The organism is Pseudaminobacter soli (ex Li et al. 2025) (genome assembly GCF_003012705.1).
GTDB lineage: Bacteria > Pseudomonadota > Alphaproteobacteria > Rhizobiales > Rhizobiaceae > Pseudaminobacter > Pseudaminobacter soli.
Genome location: NZ_PXYL01000004.1, coordinates 322079 through 343220 on the forward strand (window position 1 = coordinate 322079; position 21142 = coordinate 343220).

The following is a 21142-nucleotide window of genomic DNA, read 5'->3' on the forward strand; positions in this document are numbered from 1 at the left end:
CTATAAGAGAGCGGAACCACTGCTTACTCCGCGGGAAAACCTGCATTGAACCCAATACGTCTACATCACTGTCGACGCATGCTGGCAGCGCTGGGCGCAGCGCTTGCACTGCATTTGATGCCCGCCAGCGCGTCGGATTTCTCCCAGCCGTGGAAGAACCCCGACCGCGCGCTGATCATCGACGCCTACGAGTACAATCCCATCGACTGGGACAAGCTCGTCACCGACAAGCGCATCGTCGGCTTCATTAACAAGGCCTCGGACGGCCTTGCGCCGGCCTATTCGTGCAAGGGCGACGAAACCGAGGTGAGGCTCTGCAAGGCGCTGTGGAGGCGCCATGCGGTCACGCGCGAGCTCTACCAGACGCGCCGCGCCATGGCCAAGGCGCTGGGGCTGAAATGGGGTGCCTATCACCTCGCCCGCCCCGGCAATCCCATAGACCAGGCCAACAACTTCCTCGACTTCGCCCAACCCGGTCCCGACGACCTGATGGCCATCGACATCGAAGAGAACGACCCCAAGAAGTGGATGTCGCTGGAGGACGCCGAGCAGTTCGTGCGCCATATCCAGAGCCGCACCGGCCGCTACCCGATCCTTTACACCAATGGCAGCACGGCCCAGTACATCGCCGAAAACCGCGGAAAATATCCGCTGCTGTCGCGCCTGCCGCTCTGGTATGCCCGTTACAAGCAGGAGATCGGCCCTCACTTCCCGAAGGGCAACTGGCAGAGCTACACGCTCTGGCAGTTTGCCGCGCGCGCCAATTGCAACGCCAAGAGCTGTCCCTACCGCGTGCCGGGAACGCCAACCGACATCGATGTGAACGTCGCCTCGATGAACCCGGACGAGCTGCGCAGCGCCTGGCCCTTCGGCAAGCTGCACGACATACGCGAGGATCTGATCGCCAAGGCGCCGGCCGGCCGCGAGGTCGCGGCCAACGGCGACACGACCATGGCCTATGCCTCGGCCCCGCAGAGCGGGCCGCTCGCGGCACTTGAAAGCGCGCTCAGCGGAAAGCATGCCGCCAAGCCCGGCCACACGGAAGCGGAGGTCCCGCTTCCCGACCTGCTGGCCTTGCCCGAAGGCAGCCTCCTCTCCCGGTTCGGCAACTATGTGTCCTCGCTTCGGGACCGCATGGTCGAATGGTCGCTGGGCGGGCAGGAACTGCCGCCCGGGCTCGACCCGACCGTGTCGGGCGCGACGCCGCCCAAGGCGGACAGACTTTAGGGTTAGGCCTTCCGGCCGACGATCTCGCCGTCTTCCTTGGTGAAGACGCCGATATCGGGATTGGGCAGCACGTCCAGAACCTTCTCCGAAGGGCCGCGCCAGCACCGCGCCCTTTTCCGACACAACGATGGGTCGCTCGATCAGGATCGGGTGAGCGAGCATGAAGTCGATCAGCTCGTCGTCGCTCCACTTCGGATCGGCAAGGCCGAGCTCGTCATAGGGCGTGCCCTTACGGCGCAGGAGATCGCGCGGCTTCATCTGCATCAGGCCGAGCAGTTCCACCAGCCGCTCGCGCGATGGCGGGGTCTGCAGATATTCGATGACCTCCGGTTCCTCGCCCGACGCGCGGATCATGGCCAATGCGTTGCGCGAGGTGCCGCATTTTGGATTGTGGTAGATCGTAACGGTCATCATTCCTGCTCCCGTTCGACAGCGCGCCAGCCAATATCGCGGCGGCAAAAGCCCTCCGGCCAGTCGATGACATCCACCGCCTCATAGGCCTTGCGCTGCGCTTCTGTCACTGTCCTGCCCGTGGCGGTCACATTCAGCACGCGTCCGCCGGCGGCGACGATCTCGCCATCTTCCTCGGCCGTGCCGGCATGGAAGATTTCCACGCCCTCGGGCGCCTTGTCGAGGCCGCGGATGATCGTGCCCTTCATCGGCGTGCCCGGATAGCCCTTCGACGCCATCACCACGGTCAGCGCGGCCTCGTCGCGCCAGCGCGCCGACATGTGCGAAAGCTGGCCGTCGGCCACGGCGTTAAGCAGAACCAGAAGATCGTCCTTCAGGCGCATCATCAGCACCTGGCATTCGGGGTCGCCGAAGCGGACATTGTATTCGATGAGCTGCGGGCCCTTTTCATTGATCATCAGGCCGGCGAATAGGACACCCGAAAACGGCATGCCCATCTCGGCCATGCCGCGCATTGTCGGCTCGATGATCTCGCGCATGGTGCGCTCGATCAGTTCCGGCGTCATCACCGGCGCGGGCGAATAGGCGCCCATGCCGCCGGTGTTCGGGCCGGTGTCGCCCTCGCCCACGCGTTTATGGTCCTGCGCCGTGCCGAAGGGCAGCGCGGTCTTGCCGTCGCAGAGGCAGAAGAAGCTCGCCTCCTCGCCGGTCAAGAATTCCTCGATCACCACTTCGGCGCCGGCGGCGCCGAAGCCACCTTCGAAACAAGCGTCCACGGCGTCCAGCGCTTCATCAAGCGTCATCGCCACCGTCACGCCCTTGCCGGCAGCGAGCCCGTCGGCCTTGACCACGATCGGCGCGCCCATCTTCTCGACATAGGCCCTGGCGTCGGCCGCGTTGCCGAAGCGCTCATAAGCGGCGGTGGGGATGTTGTATTTGCGGCAGAGATCCTTGGTGAAGCCTTTCGAGCCTTCTAGCTGCGCAGCCTTGGCAGAGGGGCCGAAGACGCGGATGCCCGCGGCGCGCAATTCGTCGCCGAGGCCGGCGACGAGCGGCGCTTCCGGCCCGACAACGACCAGGTCGATGGCCTTGTCCTTGCAGAAGGCGGCAACCGCCACATGATCGTTGACGTCGAGGGCCACGATCTCCGCCTCGCGGGCAATGCCCGGATTGCCCGGCGCGGCATAGAGCTTGGTCAGCATCGGCGAGGCCGCCAGCTTCCATGCCAGAGCATGTTCGCGGCCGCCCGAACCAATCAGAAGAACATTCATGCCATCGCGCTCCCTGCTGGACCAGTCCGTTGCGGTTTCCGGTATGGCGCGCGCGCCGCGCGGTCAACCGTCAAGGCCGGTTATCAAGGATAAATCATCGTCTTGACGAGCGTTCCCACTGCTGTCACCTCAAGCACATGGAAAACATTCAGTCGAAAGAGGCGCAAGGCCGCGTTGCCGACGCGCCGAGCGGTCATTGGGTCTATCGGGTTCTACCCCGCCGGGTATGGCCCTACGCACAGCTCGCGCGCTGGGACCGGCCCATCGGCTGGATACTGCTTCTTTGGCCGTGCTGGTGGTCGGCAGCACTTGGCGCCGTCGCCTTCGGGCGGCCGGAAGACCCGCTGCTGACTCTGCTGCCAAATCCCTGGTTCCTCTTCCTGTTCCTGGTCGGCGCGATCGCCATGCGCGGCGCCGGCTGCACCTATAACGACATCGTCGACGAAAGGATCGATGCCGAGGTCGAGCGCACCCGTTCACGCCCGCTGCCGTCGGGCCAGGTCAGCCGCAAACAGGCCTGGGCGTTCCTTGTAGCGCAGGCGCTGGTGGGGCTTGCCGTGCTGCTGCAATTCAACAGCTTCTCGATCCTGCTCGGGCTCTCCTCGCTGGTGATCGTGGCCGCCTACCCCTTCATGAAGAGAATCACCGACTGGCCGCAATTCGTTCTCGGCCTTGCCTTTTCCTGGGGCGCGCTGATGGGCTGGGCGTCCGAGTTCGCCGATCTCGAAGCCGCGCCGATCCTGCTCTACATCGGCTCGATCATGTGGGTGATCGGCTACGACACCATCTACGCCCATCAGGACAAGGAAGACGACGCGCTGGTGGGCGTGCGCTCCACTGCGCGCCTGTTCGGCGAAAACACCAAGATGTGGCTGGTGGGGCTCTATGGCGGCGCGCTGATCTGCTTTGCGCTCGCCTTCGCGTCCGCCGAAGTGCCGATGCCGGCGCTGGCAGGGTTGGTGGCCGCGGGCGCGCATATGGCGCGCCAGATCCGGGTGCTCGACATCAACGACCCGGACCAGTGCCTGAAACTGTTCAAGTCGAACGGAACCGTCGGCTGGCTGATCTTCCTCGGCCTGATCGGCGGTGCTTTGTGGATCTCGCTTAAGCCGCTGGTTTGAGCGAGCAGGCCGGGCAATTCGAGAATTCTCCAACGACCAACGGCCTTCGCCGCCCACAAGCTGGCCCGTGGACGGCAAAGAACCCAAGAACTTCGGTCGCCTATTGCCGCGCGATGATTTCCTCGCCGCCGATGACCAGTCGCAGGCCGAGATTGCCGGACTTGCGGCGCGCCTGGAAGCGCGAGCGGCGCGTGGCCGTCGGGCGGCCCTTGCGGCGGTCCTGAGACGGCATGGTCTTGATTGCCGCGCCGAGCGACTCCTCCAGCGTGCGGGCCACGCCGTCCGCTTCGATCAGCAGCATCGGCAGGCGATAGGCTTCCGCCCAGGCGCGCCAGTCGGCAGCCACGTCTTCGAGGTTGTCGGCCACCAGCAGCGGCACCGAAAGCTGCGGGTCGTTGTGCAGCAATTCGAGCGTCACCGTGACGTTGAGCAGATTGTCCTCGATCGCCCGGGCCGCAATGCCGCGGAAAGCCGTCGCCGGCAGAACCACCGTGGCCGGCAGGCCGCTGTTCTGCAGGACGCGCCGCACCGTCGCGCCGCGCGGATCGATGCTGAAGACGACGTCGCCGAACTCGTCGCTCGTGGCGTAGCTGACCATCTGGGGCAAGCGGAACGGGTCGAGACGCATGTTGCGTCCCGCCCAGACTGGCTTCAGTCCGGTGCTCATTATGTGTGCCTTCCTGTTACTCCTGAGAGCCGGTGTTCCGGTCTCTCCGAACCGGTTTTCCCGGTCTCGTTATGCGAAGGACACTAGCTCGAGCTCCTTACCGGCCCGCTTAAGAAAGTCGGTTAAATTTTGCTGATCTACCAGATGGTTATCGGATTCCGAACAGCTACAAGATGTTGTAAACCTGTCTGAAGAAGCGGTGAAGAAAGCCTTCAGATAACCTTGCCAGGATTCATGATCCCCGCCGGATCGAATGCCTTCTTCACGCGGCGCATGAGGTCGATAGCTATGGGCTGGGTGGTGGCGATCAGTTCCTCACGCTTCATCTGGCCGATGCCGTGCTCGGCCGAGATCGAGCCGTTCATCTCGCGCACGATGTCGTGCACGGCCTTGTTCATGACCGGATAGAGATCGAGGAACGCAGTCGTATCGCCGCCCGCCGGCTGCGAGATGTTGTAGTGCAAATTGCCGTCGCCCATGTGGCCGAAGCAGGCGATGCGCGCCTCGGGGCAGATGGAAACCACCGCATGGCCCGCTCGCTCGATGAAAGCGGGTATGGAAACCACCGGCACGGAAATGTCGTGCTTGATCGAACCGCCCTCGGGGCGCTGCGAGTCCGACAGGCTTTCGCGCAGTCGCCAGAAAGCGCCGGCCTGGGCAAGATTTGCGGCGATCACCGCATCCCCCACCAGCTCCGCCTCGAAGCCCGAGGTCAGCACCTCCTCCATCAACTGCCGCGCATCTTCCGCCGAGCGGCCGGATGAGATCTCGATCAGCACATGCCAGGGCCATTCGCTCTGCAGCGGGCGCGTGGTGTCGGGCACGTTGCGCACGGCAAAGCCCAGCACCATGTCGGAGATGAGCTCGAAGGCGGTCAGGCCGCTGCCAGCCTGGTCGGTCGCGCGGCTGAACAGCTCAAGTGCTGCTTCCGGCGAGGACAGCCCGACCCAAGCCGCTTCCCTGCCCTTCGGCTTCGGAAACAGTTTTAGGACGGCCGCGGTGATGACTCCGAGCGTGCCTTCGGCGCCGACGAAGAGGTCCTTCAGGTCGTAGCCGGTGTTGTCCTTCTTCAGCTTGCGCAGATCGTCGAACACCTCGCCGGTGGGCAGTACGACCTCCACGCCCAGGCACAGCTCGCGCGCATTGCCATAAGCCAGCACGCCGGTGCCGCCGGCATTGGAAGACAAATTACCGCCGATCTCGCACGAGCCCTGCGAGCCGAGCGAAAGCGGAAACAGCCGGCCCGCGGCATCGGCCGCTTGGTGCAGCTTTTCCAAAATCACGCCGGCCTCGACGGTCGCCGTATTCGACAGCGTATCGATCTCGCGGATGCGGCTGAGCCGCGACAGCGACAGCACAATCTGCGTGCCCGAGCGATCCGGCACCTGCGCGCCGACCAGCCCGGTATTGCCGCCCTGCGGCACGATAGCTGTGCCCGTTTCGGTGGCGAGCTTCATGATGCGGCTCACCTCGTCCACGCTGCCAGGACGCAGCACAAGCGGCGTGACGCCCGGATAACGACCGCGCCGTTCGGTGACATAGGGCTCGATGTCCGCCGCCTCGCGCAGAGCATGGCGCTCGCCGACCAGCCCCACGAAGCGGTCGAGCAAGGCGGGATCAAGAGGCGTCGAATTGTGAGTCATGACCAATATTTAGGTTAGAAGTTTCAACTGTCGCGTGGAGCAGCAGCACGCGCGAGCCGGTCGTTGATCGCTTCGCCCAATCCGTCATACGGCACGGGCTCCACGGCAATCGTCCTGGCGCCCGAGCGGTCCAGCGCCTGCATATGCGAGAACAAATTGCTTGCCGCCTCGCGCAGGTCGCCGGTCTCCGAAAGGTTCAGGAAGGCCGCCGCGTTGGCCGCCCCTGCCGCGCGCGTCGGCCCAAAGCCCAGCAACGCCTCGCCGGGTTCGAGCGTCGACACATTGAGCCGCATCGCAGCCCCCGGCGCATAGTGCGACAGCATCATGCCCGGCGCCTCGATGCCCGCATCGTTGTTGCGCAGCAGTTTTGTGCCCGCGACCGCCTCGATCTCCTCGGCCGAAATGCCGCCGGGCCTGAGCAGCCGCAGTTCCCCGTCCTCGGCCTTGACGATGGTCGATTCCAGGCCGACCTGCGTCGCCCCGCCATCGACCACCAGCTTGATGCGCCCGCCCAGATCGGCGTCGACGGCTTCAGCCGTGGTGCCGCTGATCTTGCCCGACGAATTGGCGCTCGGCGCGGCCAACGGCCGACCCAGCGCGGCTATGAGGTCTGAGCCGAAGCCGCGCGGCATGCGCAGCGCGATCGTGTCGAGCCCGGCCGTCACCAGCGGGTGGATGTTGCTGCCAGCGCGGTGCGGCAGCACCAGCGTCAGCGGGCCGGGCCAAAAAGCCTCGGCCAGCCTGCGCGACAGCGGGTCGAATTCGGCAATCGTCTCGGCCATCGCCATCGAGGCGACATGCGCGATCAGCGGGTTGAAGTGCGGCCGGCCCTTGGTCTCGAAGATGCGCGCCACGGCTTGGCCATTGGTGGCGTCGCCCGCCAGGCCGTAGACGGTCTCGGTGGGGATGGCGACGACCTCGCCGGCCGCCAGCAGCGCCAGCGCCCGTTCCATCGCCTGATTGCCCATAAGGATTTCCGCCACTTGCGACGATCTCTTCGTTGGTCGTCGCATGCCTATAACCGCAGGCCCGTCGCGGCAAGTGCCAGGCCGGGGATTTTGCCAGTCGATAATTTGCCAGTCGCTAAAATGCCGAATGTCGGCTCAAGCCTCCGTCAAGCCATCGTGCGCTATGAGCGTGGCAGGCAAATGGGGGATTGAGCCATGCGCATCGCAGCTATCCTTGTCGCGGCAACTTTGACGGCTTCGGCCGCCGAGGCCGGATCATTGCAGGAACTTCCTGCACTTGATGCTCCCGCCCCTTCGATGATCGTGCTGGGCGGGCAGACGATTCAGCACCCATCCATGATCGTGCTCGGCGAGCCGGCCGTCAGCGATGAACAGGTCTCGTCGGTCGGTGCACAGCAGGCCTCGCGTCGAAAATTCGAGCCGCAGCCTGTCATGATCCGCGGCGGCACAGTAGCCAGCGCGAAGTAAGTTTCTCGCCAGCCAAAAAAATTCCGCCTCGGACTCTCCTTCGAGAGTCCGAGGCGGTTTCGCTTTAGAGCTCCAGATAGCCTCAGCCGGCGATCTTGGAGAAGTCGGCGACCTCGCCCGTCGCCGTGCGGATGCGCGACAGCAGCGCCAGACGGTTGGCGCGCACGTCGAGATCCTCGTCGTTGACGAGCACCTTGTCGAAGAACGTATCCACCGGCTCGCGCAGCACGCTGAGCGCCAGCATGGCGCCGGAAAAGTCAGTGCCACGAATGGCTTGCGCGGCTTCCTTCTCGGCGTGATTCACTGCCGCGAACAGCTTGTGCTCGGCCTCTTCGCGCAACAGCGACTGCTCGACGCCATCGCCGATGCGGGTGCCCTTCTTCTCCTCGGCAGCAAGAATGTTGGCCGCGCGCTTGGTGCCGGCCAGAAGGTTCTTGCCGTCCTCGGTGTTGAGGAAGACCACCAGCGCCTCGACCCGGCGGGTCAGCAGGAGCAGGTTGTCGGCTTCCGGCGTGACCACAGAGTCGATGAGGTCGTAGCGGGCGCCGAGATCGCGCAGATACACCTTCAGCCGCTCGTGGAAGAACAACAGCAGGTCCGCGCCCAGCGGCTTGGCCTTTTCGGCAGCTTCCTCGCGGATGCGCTTTTCGTAGCCGGCGATCGCGTTGTCGAGGTCTTCCTGGCCATCGACATCGCCCGACCTCTGTCCCGCAAGCTTGGCCTCGTATTCGTCGAGCAGCTTCTGGATGCGCGGCTCGTCATGCCCGGCGAAGGCCGACGCGATGAGCGTCGAAAGCTCGACCGTCCATTCCTTCGACAGCACGAGGCGGATGACGCCGAGCGCCGCCCGGCGCAGCGCATAGGGGTCCTTGGAGCCCGTCGGCTTTTCGTCGATGGCCCAAAAACCCACCAGCGTGTCGAGCTTGTCGGCCAGCGCCACGGCCACCGAAACTGGGTCGGTCGGCACGCGGTCGGACGGGCCCTGCGGCTTGTAGTGTTCCTCGATTGCGGCTGCGACCGACGGGTTTTCGCCCTGCAGCAACGCATATTTGTGGCCCATGGCGCCTTGCAGTTCAGGGAACTCGCCGACGACCTCTGTCTGCAGATCGGCCTTGGCCAGCAGTGCTGCGCGCTCTGCCAGACCTGCGTCGGCCCCGACGATCGGCGCAATCTCGCGCGCCAGACGGCGGATGCGGTCCACGCGCTGGCCCTGCGTGCCGAGCTTGGCATGGAAGGTCACGCCGAGATGGTCGAGACGGGCCATGCGCTGGTCGAGCGGCTTCTTCAGATCGAGGCCGAACTTCGCTGCCGAATCCGCAAGCTGGTTGAGGTCCGGCAGGTCGTGCTGGTCGGTCGTCCAGAAATAGAGCGCATCGGAAAGACGCGCGCGCACCACCTTGCCATTGCCGTGGGCGATCTCCTTGCCGCCGTCCTTGGCTTCGATATTGGCGACCAGGACAAAACGGTTGGAAAGGGCCTCTGCCTCGCCATGCGGGCGCGTGACGAAACATTTCTGGTTGGCGCGGATGGTGAGGCGGATGACTTCGGCCGGGATGGCCAAAAAGTCCTGCTCGAACTCGCCCATCAGCACGACGGGCCATTCCACCAGCCCCGACACCTCTTCCAGCAGGCCTTCGTCCTCGACTAGATCGAAGCCGTTGGCGAAAGCCAGGTTCTTGGCGTCGGCGAGGATCATCTCCTTGCGGCGGTCGGCATCCAGCACCACCTTGGCAGCCTCGAGCTTGGCGACATAGTCGCCGAAGCGACGCACGGTGATGGCGCCCGGCGCATGGAAGCGGTGGCCGTAGGTGACATTGCCGGAGCGGATGCCGTCGATCTCGAAATCGACCACCACCGGTTCTTCGGTCTCAGGCCCGAAAGTGCAGACGATGGTCTGCAGCGGGCGCACCCAGCGCAGCGTTTCGCCGCCGCGGCCCTCGGTGCCGTTATATCTCACGCCCTTCGGGCCGGACGCCGCGCCCCAGCGCATCGACTTCGGCCAGGGAAAGGCGCGGATGACGTTCGGCACCAGTTCGGCGATGATCTCTTCCGCCGCACGGCCGGGCTTCGAGATATGGGCGACGTAGAAATCGCCCTTCTTCGGGTCGGTGTGCACATGCGCCTGCGAGATGTCGGTCAGGCCAGCAGAGCGCAGGAAGCCGTCGATGGCCTGCTGCGGGGCCTTGGTACTCGGGCCCTTCTTTTCCTCGTGCACGTCCTTGGAGCGCGGGGTCATGCCGCGAATGTCCAGCGTCAGCCGGCGCGGCGTCCAGTATTCGCGTGCCGCCTCGTAGGTGAGGCCCGCTTCCACCAGGCCGTCGGTGATCATCTTCTTCAGGTCGCCCGCCGCCTTGCGCTGCATGCGGGCGGGGATTTCCTCGGAACGAAGTTCAAGCAGAAGGTCAGGCATCAAAGTGTCTCCGCCCGCAGGAATTTGGCTTTGCTCGTGCTGGCGCCGAATGCGCTGCGGGCGCGCGGCGTGGCAGGGATTTCTTCGGAATTCAGTTCAGGCATTTACGCAGCCTTCCCTTCCGTCCAGCCGAACCCGCCGGCTTCGGTCTGAAGGAAGGCCTCGCCGCACTGGCGCGAGAGGTTGCGCACGCGCAGGATGTAGCTCTGGCGCTCGGTGACCGAGATCACGCCGCGCGCATCGAGCAGGTTGAAGACGTGGCTGGCCTTGATGCACTGGTCATAGGCCGGGAACACCAGCTGGTGCGGCTTGCCGTCGCCGCGTTCGGCACCGGCCTTCAAGAGCGCCTCGCACTCGGCCTCGGCCTCCTCGAAGTGCCTGAGCAGCACGGCCGTATTGGCGTGCTCGAAATTGAAGCGGGAATATTCCTGCTCGGCCTGCAGGAAGACCTCGCCATAGGTGACCTTGTCGGCGCCGTCGCGGCCGTTGAAGTTGAGATCGTAGACCTTGTCCACGCCCTGAACATACATCGCCAGGCGCTCGAGGCCGTAGGTCAATTCGCCAGCCACCGGCGCGCATTCGATGCCGCAGACCTGCTGGAAATAGGTGAACTGCGAGACTTCCATGCCGTCGCACCAGCATTCCCAGCCGAGGCCCCAGGCGCCCAGCGTCGGGCTCTCCCAGTCGTCCTCGACGAAACGGATGTCATGCAGCAGCGGATCGATGCCTATGGCCTTCAGCGAGCCCAGATAAAGCTCCTGCAGATCGGGCGGGCTCGGTTTCAGGATCACCTGGTACTGGTAGTAGTGCTGGAGCCGGTTCGGGTTCTCGCCGTAGCGTCCGTCCTTGGGGCGGCGCGAGGGCTGCACATAGGCCGCATTCCAGGGTTTTGGCCCCAGCGAGCGCAGGGTCGTGGCCGGATGGAAGGTGCCGGCGCCGACCTCCATGTCGTAGGGCTGCAAGATGACGCAACCGTATCGCGCCCAGTAATCGTGCAGCGTCAGGATCAGCCCCTGGAAAGAGCGGCTGGGGTGCATGTGGTCGGGAAGGGTCACGGTCACGGGAAAGCCTCAAAAAGACGGGCCGAAAGTCGGCCCGTCCTATTCCGGCCCGCCGGAAGCGTCAAGTTTTTGGCGAAAAGATCCGTTGCCCCACTACATCGCCGCGCGCCCGATCGAGCGCGCAAAGGACGCTGTAGCACTTTGAATCCACGCACAAACCTTTCCAAAAATCGATTCCGATTTTTGGGGGCATGCGTCAGGGCATGATCAGTTCCTGTCCCGGCACGATGCGGCCGGGATCGCCACGCAGCTGCGGGTTGAGGTTGAGGATTTCCTGAAAGCGATGGCCGTTGCCGAGCACATCGGTGGCGATCGACCACAGCGACTGGCCGGGCAACACCTTGTAGGAGGCCGGCGACGCGGAAATCTTCTGCACCGGCGCGAGCTCGTGCTCGCCCTTCTGGTCGGACTGCGGCATGGCCGGGGCCTCCGGCTTCGCCTCGGGCTCGGCCGGCTTGGCCGGCGCCTGCGCGGCGGCCTTGCCTTCGAGCGGCGGCAGGCCTTCGGAGAGCTTCTTGAGTACGGAGGCCAGAACGTCGGGCTCCGGCTTCAAGTCGCGCGCATGGCTCCACTGGAAGGTTGCTTCCAGCTTGCGGCCGACGCGCCAGTAGGCGTCGCCGAGATGGTCGTTCAGCACCGGATCGTCGGGCTTCAGCGAGACCGAGCGCTCGAGTTCCTTCACCGCCTCGTCGAAACGGCCGAGCCGATAGTAGGCCCAGCCCAGCGAATCGACGATGTAGCCATCGCTCGGACGCAGGTCGACGGCCTTGCGGATCATCTCAAGGCCTTCGTCCAGGTTCATGTTCATGTCGACCCAGGAGTAGCCGAGATAGTTCAGCACCTGCGGCTGATCGGGCATCAGCTTCAGCGCCTCGCGGAAATTCGGCTCGGCCTTCGGCCATTCCTTCAGCCGCTCATAGGCGATGCCGCGCTGGTAGAAGATGTTCCAGTCGTTCTTTCCCGGCGTCTTCAGCTTCTCGACCGCCTTGTCGTAGACGTCGGCCGCGGCGCGATAATTCTCCACCGAGGCATAGACGCCGCCGAGCGCCAGATAGGCGCGCATGTCGTCCGGCGCATCGTCGAGCAGCTTCTTGAGATGGGTAATGGCCTCGTCCGAGCGCTTGAGATCGGCAAGGTTGAGGCCGAGCTGGAGATCGGAAGCGCGCTTCAGCGGCGAATCGGCCGGCACGCGACGGTAAAGCGCGATCGCCTCTTCCGGCCTGTCCTGCTGTTCGGCCAGCGCCGCCAGCTGCAGCAGCGCCACGTCGCTGTCATGCCGCAGCGCGAGCGCATATTGCAGATAGAGCCGCACGAAGGGCTCGCCGCCGCCGCGATTGAGCGCGGTTGCGAGATCGACCAGGATTTCGCTTGCGCCATCGGCGGGCGAGGCGATCAGGGGCGAAACAGTCTCCCCCTTCTCGATCTTGGCGCGCAGCGACACCAGCGCCAGACGGCCGCTGGCGAACTCGTCCGCCTTGTCGAGCACCGCAAGCGCCTTCTTCTTCTCGCCGCGATGGGCGAGCGAGGTCGCATAGGCCTCGGCCGCGCGCAGCCAGGTTTCGGGCGCCGCACCGCCGGAACCGGCATCCCCGATCAGCGACTGATAGATCTTGTCGGCGTCCTGCGTCTTGCCGGCCAGATCGGCGATCAGCGCGCGATGATAGGTGGTGAAGAGCGCGTACCAGTCCGGCCCCTGCAGCTTCTCAAGGTAGCTCATGGCGTCCTTGGAGTCGCCCGCGCCGGCCTTGGACCACGCCGTCATGACGCTGGTGATGAGCCGGTCGAGATCGGATTCGACCGTCAGCTTGAGCAGGTTTTCGGACTGCTTGTAGTCCTTCTTGCGAATGGCATCGATCGCCAGCGCGAGGCGCGAGAAGCGCTCGACGTCCGGCACGGCCTTGAGCTTTTCCGCATAGGGCAGCGATTCGTCGAAGCGGCCCTGTGCCAGCAGCGCCAGCATCAGGCTTTGCTGGATGTCGACATTGTCGGTGTCGAAGGCGAGCGCGCGCTTGTAGTAGTTGATCGCACCGTCGAGATCGTTGTCGACCTCGGCCACCCGCGCCGCGAGATAGGCCCCGGACAGCGAGCTGGTCTTGACCGGCTCCTCGTTCTGCTTGGCCAAAACAGGCTGACCTATCACCATCAGCCCCGCCAGCGCAGAAACGCTTGCCAGCCAGCCTATGCTCATTCGCCGCATATTCGTCCTTCCCGCCGCGCCACCCCCAGTGGCGGCATGACTCGTTCGCGCGATAGTTCGCAAAAGCATGGCCTTTTTGCGGTCGCGGTTCAATCGGCTGTCGTTCATAATCCGGTTACATGACCGGATCGGTTCACCGCCTGGTCTTATACCACGCGGCTGATGCAGAAATCGATGACGTCGATCAGCGCGTCCTTCTGCGGCGTCGCATCGAGCCCAGCCAGCGCATCGCGGGCGATCTCGCCGAAATGGCGCGCACGGCCGATCGTGTCGGCAATGGCGCCATGACGCGTCATCAGGCCGATCGCCTTTTCCAACGCGGCATCGTCGGTATGGTTCTCTTCGATTGCCGCTTTCCAGAACTCGCGCTCGGCCGCGGTGCCGCGGCGATAGGCCAGGATGACAGGCAGCGTCACCTTGCCCTCGCGGAAGTCGTCGCCGACGTTCTTGCCGAGATCCTTGCTGTCGCCGCCATAATCCAGCGCGTCGTCGATGAGCTGGAAGGCAAGGCCGAGATTCATGCCATAGGAACGCAGCGCAGAGCGTGCCGGCTTGGAAGCGCCGGCAATCACCGGACCGACTTCGGCGGCAGCGGAGAACAGTGCTGCGGTCTTCGCCTTGATGACCGCGAAATGCTCGTCCTCGGTGGTTTCGAGGTTCTTGGCCGCGGCAAGCTGCATGACCTCGCCCTCGGCGATGATCGATGCGGCGCTGGAGAGGATGTCGAGCGCTTCGAGCGAGCCGACCTCGACCATCAGGCGGAACGCCTGGCCGAGCAGGAAGTCGCCCACCAGCACGCTGGCCTGGTTGCCCCAGATCATGCGCGCCGTCTTCTTGCCGCGCCGGAGGTCGCTTTCGTCGACGACGTCGTCGTGCAGCAGCGTCGCCGTGTGCATGAACTCGACGCTGGTGGCGAGCTTGACGTGCCCTTCGCCCGAATAGCCGAACATCTGCGCCGCCGCCAATGTCAGCATGGGCCGCAGCCGCTTGCCGCCCGAGGAGATCAGGTGGTTGGCCACTTCGGGAATCATTTCGACGTCCGATCCTGCCTTGGACAGGATCAGTTTGTTGACGCGCGCCATATCGGCCGCGGTCAGGTCCATGAGTTCCCTAATGGACGCCGCCTCGCGCTTCCCCTCGCCGATGTTGAGAACGACACCCACCATAAACTCTCCAAGCTTTGAGCCGAGCCCCTCAAGACTGTGTCCTGATTTAGGTCGTCAAGGCGTACATGAGCAAGAGGCGAATTGGCGCGGACGAAGCCAAAAGCAATACCCCCGCCTCACGTTAGGGAAACTGCGCGCGTCTGAGCCCATCCGGAAAGAACGGGTTGCCCTATCGGTCGCCTCGGCTACTTTCGCGAGAATGTTTTTTCCTTGCGGGCGTAACTGAGTACCCGCCGTGAATAGGATTGGGGAAGCACGCCATGCTGCAAAGATGGCTCGTCGGGCTCTGGCGGTCCTATTCGGCGGTCGGCCTTCTGATGGGCACGCTGTTCTTCGCCGCCTCGCTGACGCCGTCGCTGTTGCCGCGCACCTTCATCACCCAGGGCGTCCTTTCAGGTGTCTCCATGGCCGCGGGCTATGGCGTGGGCCTGCTTTGCCTGCTTTTGTGGAACTATATGGAGCTGCCGCAGCTCCAGCCGCGCACCGGCAGGACAATCAAGATCGCGGCGGCAGTGGTCTGCGCGGGCATCGTCCTCCTTTTCCTGTGGCGAACGACCGAATGGCAGAATTCGATCCGGACGCTTATGCAGCTCGAGCCCGTCGACAGCGCCAACCCAAGCAAGCTCGGCTTGATAGGCCTCGTCACCTTCATTGTGCTGATCGCGCTCGCGCGCCTGTTCCAGTGGATCTACCGCCGCGCGGCAACCTTCACGAACCGCTTCGTGCCCAGGCGCATATCCAACGTCATTGGCTTTGCGATCGCCCTGCTTCTTTTCGCCAGCGTGGCCAACGGCGTGATCTTCCGTTTTGCGCTGCATGCCGCCGATTCGTCCTACAAGCGGCTCGATGCGCTGATCGAAGACGATATCCAGCCGCCGAGCGACCCCAGCAAGACCGGCAGCCGAGGTTCGCTGCTGCGCTGGGACGAGCTTGGCCGGATGGGGCGCAGCTACATCGCCCGGGGACCGAGCAAGCAGGACATCGAATCATTTTTGAAGCGCGAGGCGAAGGAGCCGATCCGGGTCTATGTGGGCTTGCGTTCGGCCGACACGGCGCAGGCGCGGGCAAAGCTAGCGCTGGAGGAGCTGAAGCGCGTCGGCGCCTTCGAACGCTCGGCGCTCGTCGTCGTCACGCCGACAGGCACAGGATGGGTCGACCCGGAAGCGGCCGACCCGCTTGAATATCTGCACGGCGGCGACATCGCCTCGGTGGCGGTGCAGTATTCCTATCTCGCCAGCTGGCTCGCCCTGCTGGTCGAGCCGGACTATGGCACCGAGACCTCGCGAGCCCTCTTCCTCGAAGTCTACGGCTACTGGACGACGCTGCCGAAGGATCATCGCCCGAAACTCTATCTCTATGGCCTCAGCCTCGGCGCCTTGAGTTCCACCCAGTCATCCGAGCTTTTCGAGGTTCTCGGCGATCCCTATGACGGCGCGCTGTGGAGCGGGCCGCCTTTTTCCACGAGCCTGTGGCGCACCATCACCGACAATCGCAATCCCGGCTCGCCCCAGTGGCTGCCGCTTTTCCGCGACGGCTCTTATGTCCGCTTCACCGCGCAGAAGAACGCGCTCGACATTCCGAGCGCGCATTGGGGGCCGATGCGGGTTGTGTTCCTGCAATATGCGAGCGACCCGATCACCTTCTTCGAATACGCCTCGGCCTATCGCGAGCCGCAGTGGATGCATGCGCCGCGCGGGCCGGACGTGTCGCCGCAATTGAAGTGGTTCCCCATCGTGACCTTCCTGCAGCTGGGGCTCGACATGGCCATGGCGACCACTACGCCCATGGGCTACGGCCACGTTTATGCGCCGGAGCACTATATTGATGCATGGGTGGCAGTGATGGACGTAAAATGGAGCTCTGAGGAGATCGAGCGGTTGAAGCAGTTCTTCAGGCAGCGCCAACCCTGACCTCTGTCGGCGGCTGTTTACATCGCCGGTTCAAATTGCGAGTCTTGCGCACATGATCGAACTAGTCCGCACCAACGACGCCGTCGTCATCTCCTTCATCGAATCGCTGTTGCGCGACGCCGGCATCGAGTTCTTCATCGCCGACCAGAACATGAGCGTTCTGGACGGCTCGATCGGCGTGCTGCCCCGGCGCATCATGGTTTCCAACGACGACGCCGACGCCGCGCGGCGCCTGCTGACGGACGCCGGCTTCGCCAAGGAAATCCGCCGGGACCGTCCATGACGATTGTCGAGCGCGAGCCTGCCGCCGCCCACACGACGGACGCCTTCCATCGGGGAAATTTCTGGCTGGTTCAGCCGCGCGACGCCGGCCATCGCGCAGGTATGGACGCGCTGATGCTGGCTGCCGCCGTGCCCTCCGACTTTCGCGGTCACCTGGCCGATTTCGGCGCCGGCGCCGGAGCGGCCGGGCTGGCCGTCGCCGCCCGCTGCCCGGAAGCCAAAGTCACGCTCGTCGAGCAGTCGCCCGAGATGGCGGATTTTGCGGCGCGCACGCTGGAGCACGAAGGCAATACACATCTCGGCGCCCGCGTCTCGCTTCTGGTCGCCGACGTGACGCTGACCGGCAAGGCGCGCGTCGAGGCCGGCCTTGCCCAGAATGCCTTCGACTTCGTCATCATGAACCCGCCCTTCAACACCGCCCGCGACCGCTCGACGCCCGATGAGCTGCGCCGCCAGGCGCATGTGATGGAGGACGGCCTGTTCGAAAGCTGGCTGCGCAGCGCCGCCGCCGTGGTGCGCCCGCGCGGCGGGCTCGCGCTGATCGCGCGGCCCCAGTCGCTGCCGCAGATTCTTCCCGCACTCGCCGGGCGCTTCGGCTCGGCCGAGATCATGCCGATCCATCCGCGCGCTGACGCCGCCGCCATCCGCATCGTGCTGCGCGCCCGCAAGGGCGCGCGCGGCGCCCTTGCGCTTTGCCCGCCGCTGGTCCTTCATGAGCACGGCCACAAGCTCTCGCCCCGCGCCGACGACATCAGCAACGGCCGGGCGTCGCTTTTCGGCGATTGAATGCATTGCCGTTCGGGCGCGAATGCCTACATGCGAAAAAACATCGACCGGAGACAGACTTAAGTGAGACGACTGCTGAACCGCCTGCTGCCGAAATCCATGCGCTCGGAGGTGGTGACGATCCCGGTTGTCCGTCTCCACGGTGCCATCATGTCGGGCGGCGGCCCGTTCCGGCCGACCCTGTCGCTTGCCACGACAGCGGGCCTCATCGAAAAGGCCTTCGCCTTCCCCGACGCACCGGCGGTCGCCATCTCGATCAATTCGCCAGGCGGCTCGCCCGTGCAGTCGCGCCTGATCTACAAGCGCATCCGCGACCTCGCCGCCGAGAAGAAGAAGAAGGTGCTGGTCTTCGTCGAGGATATCGCGGCCTCCGGCGGCTACATGATCGCGGTGGCGGGCGACGAGATCATCGCAGACCCCTCCTCCATCGTCGGCTCGATCGGCGTGATCTCCGCCTCCTTCGGCTTTCCCGAGCTGATGAAGAAGATCGGCGTCGAGCGCCGCGTCTACACGGCTGGCACCAACAAGGCCGTGCTCGACCCGTTCAAGCCGGAGAAGAAGGAAGACGTCGAGCGGCTGAAGGCGTTGCAACTCGATGTCCACGGCACCTTCATCGACATGGTCAAGGAACGTCGCGGCGCCAAGCTGAAGGACGATCCGGACCTCTTCACCGGGCTGTTCTGGTCGGGCAAGCGCGGCCTCGAACTCGGCCTCATCGACAATCTCGGCGACATGCGCACGGTGTTGAAGGACCGCTTCGGCCCCAAGACGCAGTTGCGCCTCATTACGCCTTCGCGCGGCCTTTTCGGGCGCAAGCTCGGCGTGTTCGGCTCCAGCTTCTCGGCCGCAGACGTCGCATCGGCCGCCGCCAGCGGCCTGATCGATGCGGCAGAAGAGCGCGCGCTTTGGTCGCGGTTTGGGCTTTAAAATTTGCCGGCAACGTGCCTATGATACCTCCCAGGCGCGCCTGAAAGGCCGCCGGGCAGCCCCATGGACAAGGGGAGAACAGGAAAGATGCCACAACTAATCTTCTTCGCGCTCGTCGGCCTGGTGGCCTATTGGGGCTACCGCCACTTCCTCAGGGAAGCCGAACGGGTAACGGCGAAAATCCGTCGCACCGAGCGCCAGGCTGCCAACGGCACCATGGGCACGCTCGTGAAGGATCCCAAGACCGGTATTTACCACCTGGCCAAGGACTGAGCGAAGCTCCGTGCATGCCCCCGCGCCCGCCGAACATGCCCCGGCGAAGATTAATCTCGCACTGCATGTCACCGGCCGGCGCGCCGACGGTTATCACCTGCTCGAAAGCCTGGCAGTCTTCACCGAATTCGGCGACCGCCTGACCGTCGCCCCGGCGGCGGAGGACAGCTTTGTCGTCACCGGCCCCTTCGCGGCGCATGTGCCGGTCGACGCCGGCAATCTCGTCATCCGCGCCCGCGACGCGCTGCGCGCCCTTGCTCCAGCTTCCGCGACACCCGTGGCGATTACGCTGGAAAAAAACCTGCCGATTGCCTCCGGCATCGGCGGCGGCTCGAGCGATGCAGCGGCGGCTTTGCGCGCGCTTTCGCGCCATTGGCGCATCGACGCCGATCTTGCCTCGCTCGGCCTAAAACTCGGCGCCGACGTGCCGATGTGCCTTTCCGCGCGGTCACTCGTCGCGCGCGGCATAGGCGAATTGCTGGAACCGGTTTCGCTTCCGTCGCTTCCGCTGGTTCTGGTCAATCCCGGCGTTGCCGTTTCGACGCCCGAGGTTTTTCGCGCGCTGGCAAACCGTGAGAACCCGGCGCTGCCGCCCCTGCCCGCAGCGCTCGAAGCCGCTTCCGTCGTGGACTGGCTGCGCACCACGCGCAACGACCTCGAAGCGCCGGCAAGGATGCTGGCGCCCATCATCGGCGACGCGCTCGACGCGCTCGACCGCTCGGGCGCTCAGTTCACCCGCATGTCGGGCTCGGGCGCGACCTGCTTCGGCCTGTTCGACAGCCGCACCAAGGCGGATGCCGCAGCCGCCTCCATCCGCGCCGGCAGCCCCGGTTGGTTCGTCGCCGCGACAGCCACGGCCTAGCCATTTTCTTTCGTTGACGCCGCGCCCTGCTTGGGCACAGATCGGCTGAACAGCGAATAGCGGGAATTGCCATGGCCGACGAAACACGCCCCTTCATTCCGGTCCGCATTGCGGTGCTGACGGTTTCCGACAGCCGCACGCTGGCCGACGACAAGTCCGGGCAGACGTTGGCCGACCGCATCACCGAGGCCGGCCATGTGCTGGCCGCGCGCGACATCGTCACCGACGACAAGGAAAAGATTCGCGAGCGCGTGCTGGGCTGGTCGCAGGACAAGAACATCGACGTGGTCATCACCACCGGCGGCACCGGCTTCACCGGCCGCGACGTGACGCCTGAGGCGCTGGAGCCGATCTTCGAAAAGCGCATGGACGGCTTCTCGGAAGTGTTCCACCGCATCTCCTACGACAAGATCGGCACGTCCACCGTGCAGTCTCGCGCCACCGGCGGCGTGCTCAACGCCACCTTCGTTTTCGTGCTTCCCGGCTCGCCCGGCGCCTGCAAGGATGCCTGGGACGGCATTTTGAAAGCGCAGCTCGACTATCGCCACATGCCCTGCAACTTCGTGGAGATCATGCCCCGTCTGGACGAGCACCTGCGGCGCAGCGGCGGCAAGAGCAGCTAGATTCATTGGCGCCGATCGTCCTGCCATTGAGAGAGCTTTGCGCCAACCGCCCTCATCCTGAGGAGGCGGCGTGAGCCGCCGTCTCGAAGGACGCACCAAAAACGTGCCCAGGATTTCAAAGCGCAGCCAATTATTCAGGCTTGGCTATCCGGATTTCGGCTGGCAGACGCTTGGTCGCCAGCCCGCGCGCGACGGCTTCGGCATCGGCCGCGTGGCGCGACAGAGGCAGCGCCTGCGTCTTCCGTATCAGTAGCCCATCTATAAGTGCGCGGGTCGGCGCAAACAGCCGTGCGAACCATGGCATCTTGTCCACCCGCGAGCGCGAAAATCGGGCAGGCATGGCCATCGTCTCGACATGGTGCTCGACGGCTTCCGTCCACCCGTCCATCAGCCGCGCGCCGGGCTCGAGCAGCAGCAGCCAGTCGGACTTGGCCTGCTGCACGGCTGCGGCAATGCCTCCCTCGGCGAGATAATGGCATCCCGTTTCGTCGGCGATCTTGTGCGCCTCGTCCGATGGTCCGACGTCACAGACAATGACCTCGCGCACGACTCCCGAAACGGCCGCACTGACCAGCGACGACAGCGTCCGCGCCAGCGCTTCCTCATTGTTGCGGGTTTCGATCAGAACCGACAGCATCGCTTTCGCTAGCCCAATATGCCGAAAAAGGCCATTGCGATTTGGATCTGCCTGGCGCCGAGTGGCCACTGACCCTGTTTCAGGCGCGCAAGGCCGGTGTGGATGAATTTGGTGGCGGCGTCATGCTAAGCAGTTGAAATCACTTGCGCCGAAAGAAAGTCGATAACCCTTTCATCCCCCACTTTTGCACTTCACGCATAATCATCCTCATCGGCCTCACCGGGAACACGGG

General features: G+C 64.6%; 19 protein-coding genes and 1 pseudogene. 10 read left to right on the forward strand and 10 right to left on the reverse strand.

Going from position 1 to position 21142, the window contains the following annotated elements; all coding sequences use genetic code 11:
• The first annotated feature begins 78 nt into the window (after positions 1–78).
• Positions 79–1227: a glycoside hydrolase family 25 protein gene (locus C7I85_RS10420; protein ID WP_106723893.1), complete on the forward strand. Its 1149-nt coding sequence runs from the start codon at positions 79–81 to the stop codon at positions 1225–1227.
• A 2-nt stretch (positions 1228–1229) separates the two neighbouring features.
• Here the strand turns inward: C7I85_RS10420 and arsC are convergent.
• A pseudogene (gene arsC, locus C7I85_RS10425) lies at positions 1230–1638 on the reverse strand (arsenate reductase (glutaredoxin)).
• Positions 1638–2909, reverse strand: a complete 1272-nt coding sequence (purD, locus tag C7I85_RS10430; protein ID WP_106723894.1) for a phosphoribosylamine--glycine ligase — start codon at positions 2907–2909, stop codon at positions 1638–1640. Before purD ends, arsC begins: the two are co-directional and overlap by 1 nt.
• 137 nt (positions 2910–3046) lie before the next feature.
• On the opposite strand from purD, the gene ubiA reads away from it, so the two are divergent.
• A complete protein-coding gene (gene ubiA / locus C7I85_RS10435; protein ID WP_106723895.1) occupies positions 3047–4030 on the forward strand; it encodes a 4-hydroxybenzoate octaprenyltransferase in 984 nt (327 codons plus the stop codon).
• Positions 4031–4130: 100 nt separating this feature from the next.
• Here the strand turns inward: ubiA and C7I85_RS10440 are convergent, their stop codons facing one another.
• From C7I85_RS10440 to C7I85_RS10450, 3 genes are all read right to left on the reverse strand, one after another.
• Positions 4131–4697, reverse strand: a complete 567-nt coding sequence (locus C7I85_RS10440) for a DUF6101 family protein (protein WP_106723896.1) — start codon at positions 4695–4697, stop codon at positions 4131–4133.
• Positions 4698–4909: 212 nt separating this feature from the next.
• Positions 4910–6340, reverse strand: coding sequence for an FAD-binding oxidoreductase (locus tag C7I85_RS10445; RefSeq protein WP_106723897.1), 1431 nt, complete (start codon positions 6338–6340; stop codon positions 4910–4912).
• A gap of 23 nt (positions 6341–6363) precedes the next feature.
• Positions 6364–7293: an L-threonylcarbamoyladenylate synthase gene (locus C7I85_RS10450; RefSeq protein ID WP_181257148.1), complete on the reverse strand. Its 930-nt coding sequence runs from the start codon at positions 7291–7293 to the stop codon at positions 6364–6366.
• 210 nt (positions 7294–7503) lie between these two features.
• Between C7I85_RS10450 and C7I85_RS10455 the strand changes: the two genes are divergently transcribed.
• Positions 7504–7776 (forward strand): hypothetical protein, encoded by a 273-nt coding sequence (locus C7I85_RS10455; RefSeq protein ID WP_106723899.1) that lies wholly within the window; start codon positions 7504–7506, stop codon positions 7774–7776.
• 82 nt (positions 7777–7858) lie between these two features.
• On the opposite strand, the gene glyS is transcribed toward C7I85_RS10455, so the two are convergent.
• The 4 genes from glyS to C7I85_RS10475 form a co-directional block, all read right to left on the reverse strand.
• Positions 7859–10186, reverse strand: a complete 2328-nt coding sequence (gene glyS, locus C7I85_RS10460) for a glycine--tRNA ligase subunit beta (RefSeq protein WP_106723900.1) — start codon at positions 10184–10186, stop codon at positions 7859–7861.
• 104 nt (positions 10187–10290) lie between these two features.
• Positions 10291–11223, reverse strand: a complete 933-nt coding sequence (locus tag C7I85_RS10465; RefSeq protein WP_428832848.1) for a glycine--tRNA ligase subunit alpha — start codon at positions 11221–11223, stop codon at positions 10291–10293.
• A gap of 220 nt (positions 11224–11443) precedes the next feature.
• Positions 11444–13444 carry a tetratricopeptide repeat protein gene (locus C7I85_RS10470; protein WP_106723902.1) on the reverse strand — a complete coding sequence of 667 codons (2001 nt, stop codon included), beginning with the start codon at positions 13442–13444 and terminating at the stop codon, positions 11444–11446.
• 146 nt (positions 13445–13590) lie between these two features.
• Entirely contained in the window at positions 13591–14607 is a 1017-nt protein-coding gene (locus C7I85_RS10475) for a polyprenyl synthetase family protein (protein ID WP_106724103.1), read from the reverse strand.
• Positions 14608–14870: 263 nt separating this feature from the next.
• Here C7I85_RS10475 and C7I85_RS10480 point away from each other — a divergent pair, with 263 nt between their 5' ends.
• The 7 genes from C7I85_RS10480 to moaB all read left to right on the forward strand — a co-directional run bounded on the left by C7I85_RS10480 (position 14871) and on the right by moaB (position 20273).
• Positions 14871–16520, forward strand: a complete 1650-nt coding sequence (locus C7I85_RS10480; RefSeq protein WP_106723903.1) for an alpha/beta hydrolase — start codon at positions 14871–14873, stop codon at positions 16518–16520.
• 52 nt (positions 16521–16572) lie between these two features.
• The gene (locus C7I85_RS10485) at positions 16573–16803 is read left to right on the forward strand and encodes a DUF2007 domain-containing protein (protein WP_106723904.1); all 231 of its coding nucleotides are present in this window, start codon (positions 16573–16575) and stop codon (positions 16801–16803) included.
• Positions 16800–17588, forward strand: a complete 789-nt coding sequence (locus C7I85_RS10490; protein ID WP_106723905.1) for a tRNA1(Val) (adenine(37)-N6)-methyltransferase — start codon at positions 16800–16802, stop codon at positions 17586–17588. Before C7I85_RS10485 ends, C7I85_RS10490 begins: the two co-directional genes overlap by 4 nt.
• Positions 17589–17651: 63 nt before the next feature.
• A complete protein-coding gene (locus C7I85_RS10495; protein ID WP_106723906.1) occupies positions 17652–18515 on the forward strand; it encodes a S49 family peptidase in 864 nt (287 codons plus the stop codon).
• Positions 18516–18602: 87 nt separating this feature from the next.
• On the forward strand, positions 18603–18788 hold the full coding sequence (locus C7I85_RS10500) for a hypothetical protein (protein WP_106723907.1): 186 nt from the start codon (positions 18603–18605) through the stop codon (positions 18786–18788).
• Positions 18789–18798: 10 nt separating this feature from the next.
• Positions 18799–19650 (forward strand): 4-(cytidine 5'-diphospho)-2-C-methyl-D-erythritol kinase, encoded by an 852-nt coding sequence (locus tag C7I85_RS10505; protein ID WP_106723908.1) that lies wholly within the window; start codon positions 18799–18801, stop codon positions 19648–19650.
• A 71-nt stretch (positions 19651–19721) separates the two neighbouring features.
• On the forward strand, positions 19722–20273 hold the full coding sequence (moaB, locus tag C7I85_RS10510; protein ID WP_428832844.1) for a molybdenum cofactor biosynthesis protein B: 552 nt from the start codon (positions 19722–19724) through the stop codon (positions 20271–20273).
• A gap of 130 nt (positions 20274–20403) precedes the next feature.
• Here the strand turns inward: moaB and C7I85_RS10515 are convergent, their stop codons facing one another.
• Positions 20404–20910: a glycosyl transferase family 2 gene (locus tag C7I85_RS10515; protein ID WP_106723910.1), complete on the reverse strand. Its 507-nt coding sequence runs from the start codon at positions 20908–20910 to the stop codon at positions 20404–20406.
• Positions 20911–21142: the final 232 nt, after the last annotated feature.

Coding starts and splice junctions, on each gene's coding strand:
- C7I85_RS10490 (WP_106723905.1), top strand. CDS start 16,800: ATGACGATTGTCGAGCGCGAGCCTGCCGCCGCCCACACGACGGACGCC.
- C7I85_RS10440 (WP_106723896.1), bottom strand. CDS start 4,697: ATGAGCACCGGACTGAAGCCAGTCTGGGCGGGACGCAACATGCGTCTC.
- glyS (WP_106723900.1), bottom strand. CDS start 10,186: ATGCCTGACCTTCTGCTTGAACTTCGTTCCGAGGAAATCCCCGCCCGC.
- C7I85_RS10445 (WP_106723897.1), bottom strand. CDS start 6,340: ATGACTCACAATTCGACGCCTCTTGATCCCGCCTTGCTCGACCGCTTC.
- C7I85_RS10465 (WP_428832848.1), bottom strand. CDS start 11,223: ATGCACCCCAGCCGCTCTTTCCAGGGGCTGATCCTGACGCTGCACGAT.
- C7I85_RS10455 (WP_106723899.1), top strand. CDS start 7,504: ATGCGCATCGCAGCTATCCTTGTCGCGGCAACTTTGACGGCTTCGGCC.
- C7I85_RS10420 (WP_106723893.1), top strand. CDS start 79: ATGCTGGCAGCGCTGGGCGCAGCGCTTGCACTGCATTTGATGCCCGCC.
- C7I85_RS10500 (WP_106723907.1), top strand. CDS start 18,603: ATGCCACAACTAATCTTCTTCGCGCTCGTCGGCCTGGTGGCCTATTGG.
- C7I85_RS10470 (WP_106723902.1), bottom strand. CDS start 13,444: ATGCGGCGAATGAGCATAGGCTGGCTGGCAAGCGTTTCTGCGCTGGCG.
- ubiA (WP_106723895.1), top strand. CDS start 3,047: ATGGAAAACATTCAGTCGAAAGAGGCGCAAGGCCGCGTTGCCGACGCG.
- C7I85_RS10450 (WP_181257148.1), bottom strand. CDS start 7,293: ATGGAACGGGCGCTGGCGCTGCTGGCGGCCGGCGAGGTCGTCGCCATC.
- moaB (WP_428832844.1), top strand. CDS start 19,722: ATGGCCGACGAAACACGCCCCTTCATTCCGGTCCGCATTGCGGTGCTG.
- C7I85_RS10480 (WP_106723903.1), top strand. CDS start 14,871: ATGCTGCAAAGATGGCTCGTCGGGCTCTGGCGGTCCTATTCGGCGGTC.
- purD (WP_106723894.1), bottom strand. CDS start 2,909: ATGAATGTTCTTCTGATTGGTTCGGGCGGCCGCGAACATGCTCTGGCA.
- C7I85_RS10485 (WP_106723904.1), top strand. CDS start 16,573: ATGATCGAACTAGTCCGCACCAACGACGCCGTCGTCATCTCCTTCATC.
- C7I85_RS10515 (WP_106723910.1), bottom strand. CDS start 20,910: ATGCTGTCGGTTCTGATCGAAACCCGCAACAATGAGGAAGCGCTGGCG.